15 protein-coding genes are annotated in these 15,990 nt (G+C 47.4%); 1 reads left to right on the forward strand and 14 read right to left on the reverse strand.

Annotated elements, in window-relative coordinates:
- The first annotated feature begins 69 nt into the window (after positions 1-69).
- Positions 70-639 (forward strand): DNA-3-methyladenine glycosylase I, encoded by a 570-nt coding sequence (locus EDC56_RS12690; protein ID WP_123712955.1) that lies wholly within the window; start codon positions 70-72, stop codon positions 637-639.
- Positions 640-708: 69 nt separating this feature from the next.
- Here the strand turns inward: EDC56_RS12690 and lipA are convergent, their stop codons facing one another.
- The 14 genes from lipA to truA form a co-directional block, all read right to left on the reverse strand.
- Positions 709-1,710 carry a lipoyl synthase gene (gene lipA / locus EDC56_RS12695; protein WP_123712956.1) on the reverse strand — a complete coding sequence of 334 codons (1,002 nt, stop codon included), beginning with the start codon at positions 1,708-1,710 and terminating at the stop codon, positions 709-711.
- 220 nt (positions 1,711-1,930) lie between these two features.
- On the reverse strand, positions 1,931-3,961 hold the full coding sequence (locus tag EDC56_RS12700; RefSeq protein ID WP_123712957.1) for a transglutaminase TgpA family protein: 2,031 nt from the start codon (positions 3,959-3,961) through the stop codon (positions 1,931-1,933).
- A complete protein-coding gene (locus EDC56_RS12705; RefSeq protein WP_162844190.1) occupies positions 3,954-4,598 on the reverse strand; it encodes a DUF58 domain-containing protein in 645 nt (214 codons plus the stop codon). The genes EDC56_RS12700 and EDC56_RS12705 overlap by 8 nt, the downstream gene beginning before the upstream one ends.
- Before the next feature lie 319 nt (positions 4,599-4,917).
- Positions 4,918-5,835: an AAA family ATPase gene (locus EDC56_RS12710; RefSeq protein ID WP_123712959.1), complete on the reverse strand. Its 918-nt coding sequence runs from the start codon at positions 5,833-5,835 to the stop codon at positions 4,918-4,920.
- Positions 5,836-5,985: 150 nt separating this feature from the next.
- Positions 5,986-7,197, reverse strand: coding sequence for an O-succinylhomoserine sulfhydrylase (locus tag EDC56_RS12715; protein ID WP_123712960.1), 1,212 nt, complete (start codon positions 7,195-7,197; stop codon positions 5,986-5,988).
- A gap of 6 nt (positions 7,198-7,203) precedes the next feature.
- A complete protein-coding gene (gene purF / locus EDC56_RS12720; RefSeq protein WP_123712961.1) occupies positions 7,204-8,739 on the reverse strand; it encodes an amidophosphoribosyltransferase in 1,536 nt (511 codons plus the stop codon).
- 110 nt (positions 8,740-8,849) lie between these two features.
- Positions 8,850-9,359, reverse strand: a complete 510-nt coding sequence (locus EDC56_RS12725; RefSeq protein ID WP_123712962.1) for a CvpA family protein — start codon at positions 9,357-9,359, stop codon at positions 8,850-8,852.
- A gap of 80 nt (positions 9,360-9,439) precedes the next feature.
- On the reverse strand, positions 9,440-10,069 hold the full coding sequence (locus tag EDC56_RS12730) for an SPOR domain-containing protein (protein WP_123712963.1): 630 nt from the start codon (positions 10,067-10,069) through the stop codon (positions 9,440-9,442).
- Positions 10,062-11,315: a bifunctional tetrahydrofolate synthase/dihydrofolate synthase gene (gene folC, locus EDC56_RS12735; protein ID WP_123712964.1), complete on the reverse strand. Its 1,254-nt coding sequence runs from the start codon at positions 11,313-11,315 to the stop codon at positions 10,062-10,064. The genes EDC56_RS12730 and folC overlap by 8 nt, the downstream gene beginning before the upstream one ends.
- A 54-nt stretch (positions 11,316-11,369) precedes the next feature.
- Positions 11,370-12,233 carry an acetyl-CoA carboxylase, carboxyltransferase subunit beta gene (gene accD, locus EDC56_RS12740; RefSeq protein ID WP_123712965.1) on the reverse strand — a complete coding sequence of 288 codons (864 nt, stop codon included), beginning with the start codon at positions 12,231-12,233 and terminating at the stop codon, positions 11,370-11,372.
- A 93-nt stretch (positions 12,234-12,326) separates the two neighbouring features.
- A complete protein-coding gene (trpA, locus tag EDC56_RS12745) occupies positions 12,327-13,136 on the reverse strand; it encodes a tryptophan synthase subunit alpha (RefSeq protein WP_123712966.1) in 810 nt (269 codons plus the stop codon).
- Positions 13,137-13,174: 38 nt separating this feature from the next.
- Positions 13,175-14,395, reverse strand: a complete 1,221-nt coding sequence (gene trpB, locus EDC56_RS12750; RefSeq protein ID WP_123712967.1) for a tryptophan synthase subunit beta — start codon at positions 14,393-14,395, stop codon at positions 13,175-13,177.
- A complete protein-coding gene (locus EDC56_RS12755) occupies positions 14,395-15,036 on the reverse strand; it encodes a phosphoribosylanthranilate isomerase (RefSeq protein WP_123713334.1) in 642 nt (213 codons plus the stop codon). Before EDC56_RS12755 ends, trpB begins: the two co-directional genes overlap by 1 nt.
- A 118-nt stretch (positions 15,037-15,154) precedes the next feature.
- Positions 15,155-15,988 carry a tRNA pseudouridine(38-40) synthase TruA gene (truA, locus tag EDC56_RS12760; RefSeq protein ID WP_123712968.1) on the reverse strand — a complete coding sequence of 278 codons (834 nt, stop codon included), beginning with the start codon at positions 15,986-15,988 and terminating at the stop codon, positions 15,155-15,157.
- Positions 15,989-15,990 lie beyond the last annotated feature (2 nt).

The raw sequence follows: 15,990 nt of genomic DNA on the forward strand, positions 1-15,990 counted from the left end.
TAAAGTTGCTACCGATTTACTTTTGATGCCGCTATACTGTGTTTTTATACAGCATAAAGGTAGTGTGACATGGAAAGTAAACCGCGCTGTCAGTGGGCCGGCGAAGACCCCCTTTATCAGCATTATCACGATAATGAGTGGGGCAAGCCTTTGCATGGTGATCAGGCTCTTTTTGAGATGCTTTGTCTTGAGGGGCAACAAGCAGGCCTAAGCTGGATTACAGTTTTAAAGAAACGAGCGCATTACCGCCAATGCTTTCATCACTTTGATATAAATAAAGTGGCTGCAATGAGCGATGAAGATATCGAGCAAAACCTCCTTGATAAGGGCTTGATTCGAAACAGGTTGAAACTCTACGCCATCAGACAAAATGCACGCGCTACGCTGGACTTGCAACAGGAGCTGGGCAGTCTTGATGACTTCCTGTGGAGCTTTGTTAATCACACGCCCATCATTAACACTCCAGAAGATATGGCTAGCCTGCCCTCTAAAACCACCATCAGCGATGCAATGTCAAAGGCATTAAAGAAACGCGGCTTCAAATTCATTGGCAGCACAATCTGCTATGCCTTCATGCAGGCAAGCGGCATGGTCGATGATCATGTGGCGAGCTGTTATCTTGGCAAAAATAACGAATAGTGATTGTTGCAGTAACAAAAAGCCGCTCATCAGAGCGGCTTTTTGTTTGAAGCAGTGGGACAAGCGATATTATAAAGGTGTCGCGAGGCCTACATTGTTTTTCTGTAGTACCTGCTCTGCACGATAGCTTGACCGTACAAACGCACCTGAGACAACTTCCAAGAAACCGCGATCCAATCCCCACTGACGATATTTTTCAAAGTTCTCTGGTGAGACATAACGCTCAACCGGCAAATGATTGACCGTTGGCTGCAAGTATTGCCCGAGTGTCAAAATATCGACGTTAGCACTACGTAGGTGATCCATCGTCTCGATGATCTCTTCTTCCGTCTCACCCAGTCCTAGCATCAAACTCGTCTTGGTAAGTACCTCTGGGCGATGCTGCTTAGCATGGGCCAGTACATCCAGCGTCTGTTGGTAGCTAGCACGTGGGTCACGTACAGGGTGGGTCAAACGCTTAACCGTCTCGACATTCTGTGCGAATACAGCAATACCGCTATCAACGACGGTTTCAACATCGGCAAGAACCCCTTGAAAGTCAGGCGTTAACGCCTCTACAGCTGTCTCGGGGTTATCCTCGATCACCTTTTTGACTACCGCAGCGTAGTGCCCTGCTCCACCATCTTCAACATCATCACGGTTTACTGAAGTTAGCACTAGGTACTTCAGTTTCATCAATCGAACAGAGTCTGCAGTGTTTTGTGCTTCCTCAGGATCGAGCACCCCTTTTGGGTTACCGGTATTCACCGAACAGAAGCGGCAAGCACGGGTACAGGTATCGCCCATCAACATGATCGTTGCTGTCCCTGAGGTCCAGCATTCACTGATATTAGGGCACATAGCTTCTTCACAGACTGTCGCCAATTTGTGGTCGTGCACGATACCTTTAACGTTTTCGAAGCCTTTACCACCTTTCGCCTTAATTCTTAACCATTTAGGCTTCTTCAGTAGCTCTCTATCAGCGCCTTGGGTCGCCTTAATACCATTCTTGATCGCGGTGACACCGGATTCATTGGTAAATTTCTTACCCGTTTCAACTTGTGTTACTGGGATCAAATTGTTATCGGCCATAGTACAACCTTTGTGCAGTGCTTACTTAGAGGGCGAGACGATGTCATTGCCGCGAAATACAGGCGACGGATTATAGCATGAGTGTCTGAGAAAATGAGTAGCAGTTGCCATAACGACCGTTACGTTGCTTGATCTATTTGAACGTTAAAGGCATCAATAGCAAATAATTTAAGGCTATCAACAATCTATTACTATCGATGAATGCCTATCTTAAAGATTGTTAAGTCGATGATGGGGTGAGCCATTTTTTTAGGTAGGACTTTAACAGGGAACGCTGTAGCCTTCGGCTTACCTGGCCTAACCTTCTTTCCTTCGCTGATATAAGCTCTTTAGGACAAGGTGAGCCATAAACTAACTCAGTATATAGCTGTATAAACTCAGCTATAAGCTCTTGATTAACAACAAAGCTATTACCAATACGTAAAAGGTAATGACTTTCCGACTCACCTGCTGAGCAGGGATAGCCAAATAAGTTAAGCTGCCAGCAAAGGTGCCTCCACCTTCGTTGAGCAACCAATTTACTCTCACGTTTTAAGCGAAGTACGTTGGGTAATAAAAATACAAGCAATGGCAGAAGCATTGCCGCGAACATGAAAAGTACAATTCGCACCGCCGTAATTTCTCCAAGCAGCCCTTTGACTACACGGCTCTGTGTGGAGCTATCATAGTTCATCACGAGAGAGTTAAAGCGGTGATTGAAGGCATCATAATGTTGCTGTAGATTATTAAAAAGCATGATCCTGTTAAGCCCTACGCGCTCAAAAAAGCCGCCTGCATAAAACTCATTACGCTGACGCAGCATCGTCTGAGCTCCTTCTTTCACACGCTCCGGGGCAATCGCCGCCGTCGGATCTACTCGCTGCCAGCCAACATCTTCTCGCCAGTACTCCGCCCAAGCATGGGCATCATACTGCCTCACGACAAGTGTCCCATCGCTGTTCAACTCTCCGCCCTGATAACCACCGACAAGCCTAGCTGGTGTGCCTGATGCTCTCATCAATAATACATAGGCGCCTGCATAATGTGAGCAATAGCCTTGCTTGTTTACGAACAAGAAGTCATCAACGCTATTTTCTAGGGATATTGGCGGTGTATTCAGTGTGTAATAATAATTTTGTTGATTGAAAAGCGCTAATATTGCTTGGCTTCTTGCCTCGGCTGTCGGATATTGCTTCGCCAACTCCTTTCCGTAAGCAATGGTACGCCTATTGTTACTAGGTAGTTCAAGGTTAAGCTTACGTGCAGCCAATGGCAGCGGCCTATAATGAGTTGGCCCTGTCTGTACATCATAATAAAACCGTTGGTCTACTGCAGAGGTCTTCCTTAATAAACGGTTCGCAACAACTTCTACATGCGGTGAAGACGAGAAGGCACTGTTAATGGCAAATAAATAGGGCTGGAAGCTGGCCTCTAACGTCACCCGATAAACAAACAGCGGCTCGGGCATGACTGCATCGATGCTGCTCTCTGTTTTCTGTGCCGATATAGACCAACGGCGACCATCGAACTCTTCAAAGACCAGGCCGCGCCAATATAACTGCTGCCTTTCTGGTTGCGGAGTTTTAAAATCAACTCGAAAGGCAACCGCATCACTGCTGCCAAGGACCGACATGCTCGACGCGTCGATTGAGTCTGATAAGCCGATTGTCCTTGTCGAACTAAACGAAGGCACTGCCCAGAGTGGCGCGATGCGAGGGATCACCAAGTACAATACGATCATTAGCGGCAACGCTTGAAGGCTAATAACCATAGCCAGCTTGAGTATATAGTAAACTTGCCCTTGACGACTTGTACCTGTGTTAAGCGATATCAACGCTGATAATAACAAACCACAAGCGAGCAACCCGTGCAGAATTGTGAGGAATAGCTGGCTATACAAAAAGCTGGCCGACACCAGCACAACGGCAATGGCTAAATAGATATAGCCATCACGACGGCATCTTGTCTCTAATAATTTAAAGCTGCTCGCCAGTAGTAACAGCATAATAAACTGATCTAAGCTTGCTAACTTAAAGGAGGACTGAGCGACGCCAACAAAAGCCGTCACCACAAGAGTAAATTTAATAAGCCTTGCGGGAAAGTGCCACCGCCCTCTCGCGATAAAATAGCGCCACACTAGAGCAATCACCGCAACGAGATAGATAACAAGCGGTTGCTCTCCCCAAAAACAGCTAGCAACCACAACATGCGACAATAACAGCCACCAAACGGACTGGCGTGGGATGAGGTCGAAAGCATTTACATCATTCAAGTTCAGCTACCTCTGACTCAAATAACGCTAATGCTTCTAAAGCCTGTATCTTATGTGCCTGTCCAGCTGAGGCCTCAATAATCTGCCCTGGCAAAATCAAACCATAGCAGCCTTTCTTTGCAGCTAGTGTTAACACGCTGTGTGACAAAATCGACAAGCGCCTCTCTTTGTCAGTATTCACTAGAAGTTCGTAATTGAGCCAAACGGGCAGCCCTGACAGCTCTTGGAATTCTACTGTCTGCAAAGGCTGCTCCCTCGCCAATGTTCTCCACATCACATGCTTCGGCGAGTCTCCTTGGCGATAGTTACGTATATTGTGCAACTCCTCTTGCCCAGGCTGAGCCTCACTTAAGCTTGCATTAACTTCCCCTGATACTGGTAATTCACTTACCGCGTAGGGTTTAGGGTAAACAGGCACCTCAACCCCAAGATCCAGCCAGCTCCAACAACGAAATATCGCTAATGGGTATTGGCTCCAGATCATGAAACGCCCTGGGTTTAGACTTCCTCTATAACGACTTGGAAGCACAGCACGGACAACCACCTCTTCGTTACTTTCTATATCAACACGATAACTTTCTAAACCTGGCCAAGCCAAATGAATATTGTGATAACGCCGTCCAGGTGTCCCTGACAATGCTATATTTACCTCGATATCGTCCCCGGCGAAATTTGGCCTCACTGAATGTAGCGATACACTCAAACCAGAAAGGTTACGAAAAGTGTGTAATATACAAACGAGGGAAATCGCTAGCAACCAGAAAAAAACGATGAATATGGCATTATTAGCAAAGTTATTAGCCATCATAAATAGAACGACCAGCAACAGAACAAAAGCCAATCCAGGGCGGCTAAGGAAGATAAAAAGACGTCGTTGATCAAGTTGTTGTGTACGTGCAGCAGGCACTCTACGGTTCAGCCACCGCTTTCTCCAACGATGATATAGGCGCTTCATATTATTTAAAGACACTAACGCCGCGTAATACACGCTCAACTAATACTGAGCCGCTGCTGCTAAAGTCTGTTGAGTCAAGTAGCCGATGTCCTGCAACACAAGGGAAAACATGCTGTACATCCTCTGGTACAACATAGTCTCGGCCATTAATGTAAGCCCAGGCCTTGGCGCTTTGTAACAAACCAAGGCCAGCGCGGGGCGACAGCCCTACCCCAATCTTTGTATCGTCACGAGTAAAGGTCACTAAGCGATGAAGGTAGTCTAACAAAGGCTCTGCAGCCGTTACAGCATTGACAGCCTCTTGTATTCTAATGAGCTGAGGGATACTAATTATCTGCTTTAATTGATTGTGACCTGCTACATGCTGTCCTCTTTGATACATAGCCAGCTCCGCATCCCGATTCGGGTACCCCATAGCCATACACATCAAAAAGCGATCAAGCTGTGATTCAGGTAATGTAAAAGTGCCAGACTGATTCGTGGGGTTCTGGCTAGCGATAACAAAGAAAGGGGTCGGTAGAGCTCTTCTCTCACCATCACAACTAACTTGGGCTTCTGCCATCGCTTCAAGGAGGGCGCTCTGTGTCTTGGGTGTCGCTCGATTAATTTCATCAGCAAGCAATAATTGGCTGAAAATTGGCCCAGGCTTAAATTCAAAAGCTGAGTTGGCTTTGTCGTAGATAGAGACCCCAATAATATCACTTGGTAGTAGGTCGCTCGTGAATTGCACGCGCTTATAATCAAGGCCAAGTACATCGGCCAAGGCATGACTCAGGGTTGTCTTGCCCATGCCAGGCAGGTCTTCTAATAACAGATGACCTCCTGCAAAAAGGCAGCAGAGTGACATTTTTATTTGCTCGTTTTTACCAAGCAAAACTGTGCTTATTTCAGCAACAACATTATCAACTAACGTATTCATAGGGACGTTTTCATCGATGATTAAATATAATTTTATTATTAATTACCAGTACTTCCCTATAGTACCAGAGTCAGTGATAAACCCTGAACAACATCGTTCGCAATGATTAAAGGTGACATCCGTGTCACCTCCAACAAGTGGTTCAAATAGTTATAGAGCGCTAATACCGCGCTCCATATCGACGATTAAATCATCAATATGCTCAAGACCAACAGCTAACCGAATCAAGTTGTCGCTGATACCTGCCGCTGCCCTAGCCTCTGGCGTCAAACGACTATGGGTCGTCGTTGCTGGATGAACGATAGTCGTTTTAGCGTCACCTAAGTTTGCAGTTAAAGATACAATTCTAGTTGCATCAATAAATCGCCAGGCCTCATCTTTACCGCCTGCCACCTCAAACGAAAGTACGCCACCAAAGCCGCGCATCTGTCTCGCCGCCAACGCATGCTGCGGATGGCTCTCAAGCCCTGCATAATGCACTTTAGTCACACTAGGCTGGGATTCAAGCCACTGCGCCAACGCTAAAGCATTAGCACAGTGAGCCTGCATCCGTAGGTTTAGCGTCTCAAGTCCTTTGAGAAACACCCAGGCATTAAAGGGGCTCATGGTCGGCCCACAAGTACGGATAAAGCCTAACACCTCATCCATGTGCTGCTGCTTTCCGACCACCACACCACCTACACAGCGACCTTGGCCATCGAGGTATTTCGTCGCAGAGTGCACAACAATATCAGCACCAAGAGAGAGTGGCTGCTGCAATACGGGCGTACAAAAACAGTTGTCAACAACAAGTAAGGCTGAGCAATCACGTGCGATGCAAGCTACTTCTGTAATATCTGCCAACTCACACAAAGGGTTTGAAGGCGTCTCCATAAACAACATGGCCGTATTACTACGAACAGCCTGCTGCCACTCGTCAATATCAGTCAATGAGACATAACTGATTTCAACGCCAAACTTCTCCATGTATTTATTAAACATGACTGTAGTCGTCCCGAAGACGCTACGCGAACAGATAATATGATCGCCACTCTTCAATAGAGCCATCACAGTGCTGAGGATCGCGGCCATGCCCGATGATGTACCAACCCCCATCTCTGCGCCTTCCATGGCCGCAATCCGCTGCTCAAAATTTCGTACTGTTGGATTGGTGTAGCGAGAGTAGACATTACCCTGCTCTTCACCACTAAAGCGTGCAGCTGCAGAGGCCGCGCTATTAAAGACATAGGAAGATGTCGTGAAGATAGGTTCACTGTGCTCACCTTCCATCGTCCTTGTCTGGCCGGCTCGAACAGCCAACGTGTCAATATGACACTCGGCAAGCGCCTGATCTCTGGCGCTTTGCTCTTTATCTTCACTCATCTGAACTTATCCCTCTCGAGTCGCCTCATTATAAATTTCTAAGAACGCGCCGTCGCCACTCTCGTCTTGGTTTTCTGCGCTAGACTTTGTCGCATCGTTACGTTTGTCATGCAGTGCTTTTAAATAGTCCTCATCAATGTCACACGTGACATAATCGCCATTAAATACAGAGCAATCGAAACGTTTGATCGCCTTGTTCATGCCGATAGAACAATCAATTAAATCGTCTAAGTCTTGATAAAGCAAGAAATCCGCTCCGATAAGCTTGCCAACTTCATCGATGGTTCTGCCAGACGCAATCAGCTCATCTGTAGACGGCATATCAATGCCGTAGACATTTGGGTAACGAACCGGGGGGGCCGCAGAAGCAAAAAATACTTTGTTTGCCCCGGCTTCTCTTACCAACTCAATAATCTGACCACTGGTCGTGCCACGTACGATGGAGTCATCAACGAGCAAGACATCTTTGCCCTCAAACTCACTGCGAACTGCGTTCAGTTTTTGTCGAACAGATTTTTTACGCTGTGTCTGGCCAGGCATGATAAAAGTACGGCCTATGTAGCGGTTTTTAACGAGCCCGCCACTGAACTTAACTCCTAGCTCTTGCGCCATGGATTGAGCGGCAATCACACTCGAATCTGGAATCGGCACGATCGCATCAATTTTCAAATTAGGGTATTCACGCTGGATTTTCTGGGCGAGCTTAACACCTTGCTGTACGCGCGACTGATAAACACTCACGCCATCGAGCACACTATCAGGTCTTGCAAAGTATACTTGCTCAAAAATACAAGGGACCAACTCAGTATCTACGCAGCACTGTTGAGTTGATAGGTTGCCATCCATATCAATGTATACTGCCTCTCCTGGCGCGACATCACGCATGACCTCAAAGCCCAACACATCAATCGCAACCGACTCAGAAGCCACCATGTATTCAGTGCCGCTATCAGTCTTACGCTGACCAATCACTAGAGGGCGGATACCAAAGCGGTCACGAAAAGCGACCATACCGCGATTAGCAATCATCGCCACAACGGCGTAAGCGCCACGACAACGTTGGTGTACACGCTTTACTGCAGTGAAAACATCGTCTGCACAAGGGTTTAACTTTCCAAGTACCTGCATTTCATGGGCAAAGACATTGAGCAAGACTTCGGAATCTGAGTCTGTGTTCATATGACGAAGATCTGTCTTAAAGACCTCTTTGCTGAGTTGCTCAGCATTCGTCAGATTGCCATTGTGCGCCAGACTAATGCCATAAGGCGAGTTGACATAAAAGGGCTGTGCAAGTGCAGGACTTGAACCTCCTGCGGTTGGATAGCGAATATGGGCGATACCCATAGTGCCAACCAAGCGTGTCATATGGCGTGTTCTAAACACATCACGAACAAGACCATTGCCCTTGCGCTGATGCAGAGAACTATTATCACAAGTCACCATGCCTGCAGCATCTTGACCACGGTGTTGCAGCACTGTCAAGGCATCAAAAAGCGCCTGGTTTACGTTACTTTTGGCGACTACGCCCACTATTCCACACATGCGATTAAGCTCCAGCCCATTCTAAAATAGCGATTAATACACCTAGCTAATACTAGGAGTGTTGAAAATACATTGTTTGAAGGCGACATTATACACTGAGTGTCAACATACTAGGCACTGCTAGTACCGAAGATGCTAGTAAGCCAGCCAAAGACCATGCTCCCCATCTCTCTAGCCCAATCTTCTAGCATAAGAAACTTGGGGATTAACAATGATTGCTTCCACCAGCTATCCTGATCAATGCCAAGTATAGGGGGAGCCAATATAAGGATGGCAAGTACTAAGATAACGCCTCTGGCAGCTCCGAAAACAGTGCCAAGCAGCCGATCTGTTCCACTGAGCCCCGTCATACGTACGACGGCAGCCACGAGATGATTGATTAATGTGCCGATAACGAGAGTAATGACAAACAGTAGACCAAAAGAAGCCATCTGCCGCAGAGAAGGTGTTGAAATGGAGTCTACAAGGAAGGCATTCATCCTATCGCCAAATGTCATGGCAACAAAAAAGGCGGCTACCCACACGACTAGTGAGAGCGCCTCTTTAACAAAACCGCGCCACAAGCTGATAACACATGAAAGAACCAGTGTCGAAACAATCACCCAATCAGCAATATTCATATAGGATGTAACTCAAGTAATTAATTGAACGAGTAATTTGCGGCGGATTGTAGCAACATATACGTTAGCAGAGCTAGCTATTACGGTACAAACCTAACCACAAGACCACTTAGACGGTGTGTTTCTGCAAGTCTCTTTGTCTCTGACATGGCGGCAGCCTTATTACTCATAGGGCCGATAAACACACGCCATATAGGCTTGTTGTTGTATGAGCCCTGCTTAATATACGCATGAAACTCACTAGCCTTAAGCTTATCAGTGATCGCTGCAGCATTTGTTTTAGAACTAAAACTGGCTACTTGTACCGACCAAGCAACAGGCAAACCCTGCTCATCAAGCACCGGCTGCTTCTCTTCGAGCTTTTTCTGTTGACGCTCTATCTCTCGAAGGTGCTGCTTCTCTTTAAGTCTAGCCTCAGCTTCGTCATCGACTACTGGTACCGGGCTAACAACGTCATCTACGATAGGCTGGTCAACCTCTGTTACTACCTGCTCAACAAGCTGACGCTGGTATTCTCCAACCTCTTTAACGTCACGGACTTTATTGGGATTCTCGATAACAAAAGTTTCAAGCTTGGGTTGATTTATTTCTCTTTTAAGCTCATCAGTTTGAGCCAATTGCTTTGGTGTTAGCATCATCGGCAGAAAAATGATCGCCAAGAGAATGAGTATGACAGCGCCTATGATGCGCTGCTTCATCTGCTTACCCATCGATGCCCCCCTTACGTATTAATATTGAAAGGGTCTCTGAGACCGTGAAAAAAGAGCCACAAACAACCAACAAATCGTCATCACTCAGTATAGACATCGCCCGAGCTAACGCTTGCGCCACCGACTTATTGACACTAACTGACTTAATATCAAGTGCATAAAAGTGCTCGGCCAACATCTCGGGGGGGATCGCTCGATCTACTTTGAGGCCTGAAACAAACCATGCTCCGTTGACCATGGGCGTTAACGCTTTAATAACACCATTAATATCTTTATCGGCCATGCTACCAAAAAGCACATTAACTCGGCCGCCAAACTCTCTTCCGACTCTTTCAGTAAGACGTAAAGCAGATGCGGGGTTGTGCGCCACATCTAGAAGCAATGATCGCCCTTGATATTGGATGCGCTGAAAGCGCCCCGCTAACTGTATCTTCTCTACAACTGAAGGTACGTCTTTTGGGAGAGGTAGATCGCTCAATGCAATAACTTGCAGGGCTGTTGCCAACGCCTCGTTGCTCAAGGGAACATTACCAACAGAGATTGATTCAGTGCTACCGCTCGGTTGTCGCCAATGAAATTGCTGGCCTGAAAAACCAAAGTCGTTACCAATCCAATAAGGGGTTGCCCCAATATTGTCAAAACTAGCGAGTAAACTTTTTGGGGGCAAAGGATCAGCACAAACAACAGGCTTTCCAGCACGGCAAACACCGGCCTTCTCAGGGGCGATCGTTTCTCTATCAGAGCCAAGCCAAGACTCATGATCCACCGCAATATTCGTAACCACCGCGATATCGGCGTCGATTATATTGCAGGCATCAAGTCTACCACCTAGACCAACCTCCAAAATCACCACATTAACACCAGCCCAGGCAAAACATTGTAGGGCTGCCAGCGTAGTAAACTCAAAGAAAGTGAGATCAATCTCAGCACGCGCATCATCAATCTGCTGAAATGCACGGACCAACTCATTATCAGAAATCTGATTGCCGTCGACCCTTATGCGTTCGTTAAATTTGAGTAAGTGGGGTGAAGTATTCACCCCCACGCTAACATCTGCTGCGAGCAGTAACGCTTCGAGTGTGGCGACGGTCGAGCCTTTGCCGTTGGTGCCTGCCACCGTTACCACTTTGGCAACCGGACTGAGCAGGGAGAGGCGCTCGGCAACTTCTGAGATGCGTGCTAGCCCCATCTCGATCTCAGCCGGATGCATTCGTTCAATCTGCTCCAACCAGTCATCAACTGTCACTAACAACTACCGCTCCTTACTCATGACGTAGCAAACTATTCGCTCACACTGCAATTACGCTGCAGTCTGGTGAGTTAACTTAGACAAAACAGAATAAAGCTTATCGCGCATCTCGTAGCGAGGGATTATCAAATCGATCGCGCCATGCTCCATCAGGAACTCACTTCGCTGAAAGCCTTCAGGCAGTTTCTGACGAATTGTCTGCTCGATAATATTTGGCCCAGCAAAACCGGCGCGTGCATTGGGTTCTGCTACGTTGATATCTCCCAACAGAGCAAGACTTGCCGATACACCACCGTATGTTGGGTCGGTCATAACAGAGATATATGGAACACCTGCCTTGCGAAGACGACGAATAACAGCACTGGTTTTAGCCATCTGCATTAGAGAGATTAAAGCCTCTTGCATACGGGCCCCGCCAGTTGCCGAATAGCAAATAAACGGAATACCTTCAGCTAGTGCCACATTAGCGGCTCGAGTAAAGCGTTCACCGACAACGTAGCCCATTGAGCCACCGTGAAAGTTGAACTCAAAGGCGACAGCAACAACCGGCATGCCTTTAAGTGTGCCTTTCATAGCCACAAGGGCGTCATCTTCCCCTGTTGCCTTTTGTGCTGCAGAAAGGCGATCCTTGTACTTTTTAAGATCTTTAAACTTCAGGCGATCGATCGGCTGTACTTCTTTAGCCAACTCCTCTTTTTCACCCTCATCAAGGAATATCTCAAGCCTACGTCGTGCTCCGACACGCATATGGTGGTCGCACTTAGGGCACACGTCGAGAGCACGTTCGAGCTCCGGACGGTATAATACTGCGTCACATTTGACACAGCTCTTCCAGAGACCTTCTGGTACGCTATTACGATCATCACTTTGTTCGCTACGTCCCATGGACGGTAAAATTTTATCTAGCCAACTCATAATATTCTGTATTCCTTGCCCCATTAACTAAGGGGAGTTCAATCAATAAATAGTTTTCTACCAGCTGAACCGGCACGAACAACATCACGGTTTCTAGCTGTCCATTGCTATGCGCATGGAGCCGATCAATTCAGCACCATACTTTGCAAGAGCTGCATTATCATACTTCGAAGACGCATCAGCAATACGTTGTACTAACGCACTACCGACTACAGCACCATCACTGACTGTAGCGATGGCAGAAGCTGAGGCATCATCTTTAATACCAAAGCCGACAGTAATCGGCAAATCAGTCATACCCCGTAGACGTTCGACTCGCTCACGAACCTCGGCGATATCGAGATTAGCGGCACCAGTTACCCCTTTGAGAGAAACATAGTAAAGGTATCCGCTTGCGGCTTGGCAGATATTGGCTGCACGATCATCTGTCGTCGTCGGCGACAACAAGAATATGTTATCAATATCGTGCTTCTTAAGCTCACTATCAAGAGCCGTTGCTTCTTCAGGCGGCATATCAACTGTAAGCAAGCCATCAACACCGGCATCGGCTGCACGATTGGCAAACTCTTCATAGCCCACAATCTCAACAGGGTTGGCATACCCCATTAAAATAACAGGCGTCACATCATCGCTCTTGCGGAACTCCGACACCATATCTAACACGCTAGTTAAACTAACATTATGTTCCAAAGCCCTTTCATGCGCGAGGGCAATCGTTGGGCCTTCTGCCATCGGGTCAGAGAAAGGTACGCCAAGCTCTAGAATATCAGCGCCCGCTGCCACCAGCTCGAGCATTGCGCCGACAGTAAAGTCGGGATTCGGGTCTCCCGCTACAATATAGGGTATAAGTGCCTTACGGCCATCCTGTTTCAGTTGAGCCCATTTTTTGGTTAAACGGTTCACGTATGCTACCTCTATAATATTGTTTTCATGTCAGAGAATTAGATTGAAAGACCGTCAATGGCAGCGACAGTATGGATATCTTTATCACCTCTTCCTGACAAATTAACAATAACAATCTGATCACTGCTCATCGTTGCAGCTAATTTAGTGGCGTAAGCTATAGCATGGCTCGACTCAAGCGCGGGTATAATACCCTCCACTTGGGTTAATTGGCGGAAACCTGCCAGAGCTTCATCGTCGGTGATGCTAACATAGTTAGCACGACCTATATCCTTCAACCACGAGTGTTCGGGACCAACACCAGGGTAGTCAAGCCCTGCCGAAACTGAGTGAGTATGGATAATTTGACCGTTGTCATCTTCCATCAGATAAGTGCGATTGCCGTGCAAAATACCAGGGCGCCCGTCGGATAACGGCGCCGCATGTTTACCTGTTTCAAGGCCCAAACCACCAGCCTCAACGCCGTAAATAGCAACATCCTTATCATCGAGGAAAGGGTGAAATAAACCAATCGCATTGGATCCACCGCCAACACAGGCAACGATAGCGTCTGGTAGACGGTCGGCCTGTTGTAAAATTTGCTCCCGTGCCTCTCTACCAATAACACACTGAAAGTCCCGAACCAACTGAGGGTAAGGATGCGGCCCTGCCGCAGTACCGATAATATAAAAGGTATCATCGACATTGGTAACCCAATCACGCATCGCTTCATTCATCGCATCTTTAAGAGTGCGTGAACCAGAGGTCACGGGAGTCACTTTGGCGCCTAGCAACTTCATTCGATAAACATTCATCGCCTGGCGCTGGATATCTTCCTCACCCATGAAGACCTGACACTCAAGCCCAAGACGTGCAGCGATAGTAGCAGTTGCAACACCATGCTGCCCTGCGCCAGTTTCAGCAATAACACGCTTCTTACCACTATATTTAGCAAGCAATGCCTGGCCGATAGTATTGTTAATCTTATGCGCACCAGTATGGTTAAGGTCTTCACGCTTAAGGTATATTTGCGCCCCACCCGTCTCCTTACTTAATCTCTGCGCGTGATACAGCGGTGACGGACGACCAACATAATGAGCTAAGTCGTGATCAAATTCAGCTTGAAAGGCAGGGTCTGCAGAAAGCTTGTTATACATCTGTTCGAGGTCGTGCAGGGCAGACATCAATGTTTCAGAGACGAAACGGCCACCATAGACACCGTAACGGCCATTGCTGTCAGGCATATTTCGGATCGTTGTATTATCTTCTTTTGTCATCATTATTGCTCACTCTTTATCTCTGAAGTAGCGCCGGCAACCTCGCCACAAAAGGCACTAATCTTATCATGATCTTTACGGCCAGGTGCGGCTTCAACCCCCCCACTGACGTCAACCGCATACGGTCTAGCATGTGTAATCGCTTTGGTTACGTTTGCTGGGGTTAAACCTCCAGCTAGGATGATACGTGAAGCGAATTCAGGCGGAACAAGATGCCAGTCAAAGCGCTCTCCTGTACCCCCAGGCACACCTTTTTTGTAGGCATCAAGAAGCCATCCAGAGGCCTCTGCGTAACGAGAGAATTCAGCATCCAAATCAATGCCTTCGCGCATCCGGATGCCCTTTATCCAAGGACGATCAAACTGAGCGCAGTAATCCGCTGATTCATCTCCGTGAAACTGCAGACATGTAAGCTTTACCTTACTTAAAACCGCCTCCACATAGTCAGCAGGTGCATCAACAAACAAGCCAACGCAGCTAACAAAAGGAGGAAGGGCTTGTGCAATTTCCCGCGCTTGTTGAATACTCACATGACGTGGGCTCTTATCATAAAAAACGAGACCAATAGCGTGAACACCGCAACTTACCGCCTGGATGGCGTCTTCTACAGAAGTAATCCCGCAAACTTTTACTCTCGTTATCAAATTGACACTCTTCACGCTTATAAGTACATCTCAGGGCTGTTTTTAATGGTCAACAGTCTAACAGATGAAATTACTCCATGTCTCACTCACAGAGCCTATTCATAGGCATTAAGACATCTTAATCAACAAAAAAACATGGACCTAGGGGGTGTTCAGGGATCTCGTAGGCGGCGGGATAATCGACAGCCACCAGGTAGAGGCCGTTCGGAGCAGCGGTCGCAGCAGCTTGACTGCGATCTTTTAAAGCCATTAGAGACTCTATCCACTCAGGCTCACGTCGGCCGTCGCCTACAAAGAGTAAACTTCCAACAATATTACGTACCATATGTAATAGAAATGCGTTCGCCTGAATATCGACGATGACTAAGTCCCCCCTGCGTGAGACCTGTACTTTCTTCACCTCTCTAAAAGGAGTATTTGACTGGCATGCTAGCGCCCTGAACGATGTAAAGTCCTGTTCCCCAACAAGGTATTGAGCTGCTCGATGCATGCGTTCAGCATCCAGCGGAAATGCATGCCAGGTTAGACCCTTGTGAAAAATACCAGGCTGAACCGCTGTATTGGCAATAACATAACGATAGCGACGTGCTGTGGCCGAAAAGCGCGCATGAAAGTCATCGGCAACATCTTTAGCCCAGACAACACGTACGGAGGGGTCCATTTGAGTATTCGTACCACGTATCCATGCTTTATAAGGTCGATCCACCGTCGTTTCGAAGTGAACGACTTGACAGGTGCCATGAACACCTGCATCTGTTCGGCCAGCACAGACGACGCTGACGGGATGATTAGCGATCTTTTCTAGCGCTTGCTCGAGTTCGGCCTGAACGGTAGGCACCGGGGGTTTTCGCTGAATCTGCCAGCCATGATATTGACTGCCATCATACTCAACGCCCAGTGCGACACGTCGGACTGGGCGTTGGGGTAAAGCGATACTACTTACTTCTGTCATTC

Source organism: Sinobacterium caligoides, assembly GCF_003752585.1.
GTDB classification, from domain to species: domain Bacteria; phylum Pseudomonadota; class Gammaproteobacteria; order Pseudomonadales; family Sinobacteriaceae; genus Sinobacterium; species Sinobacterium caligoides.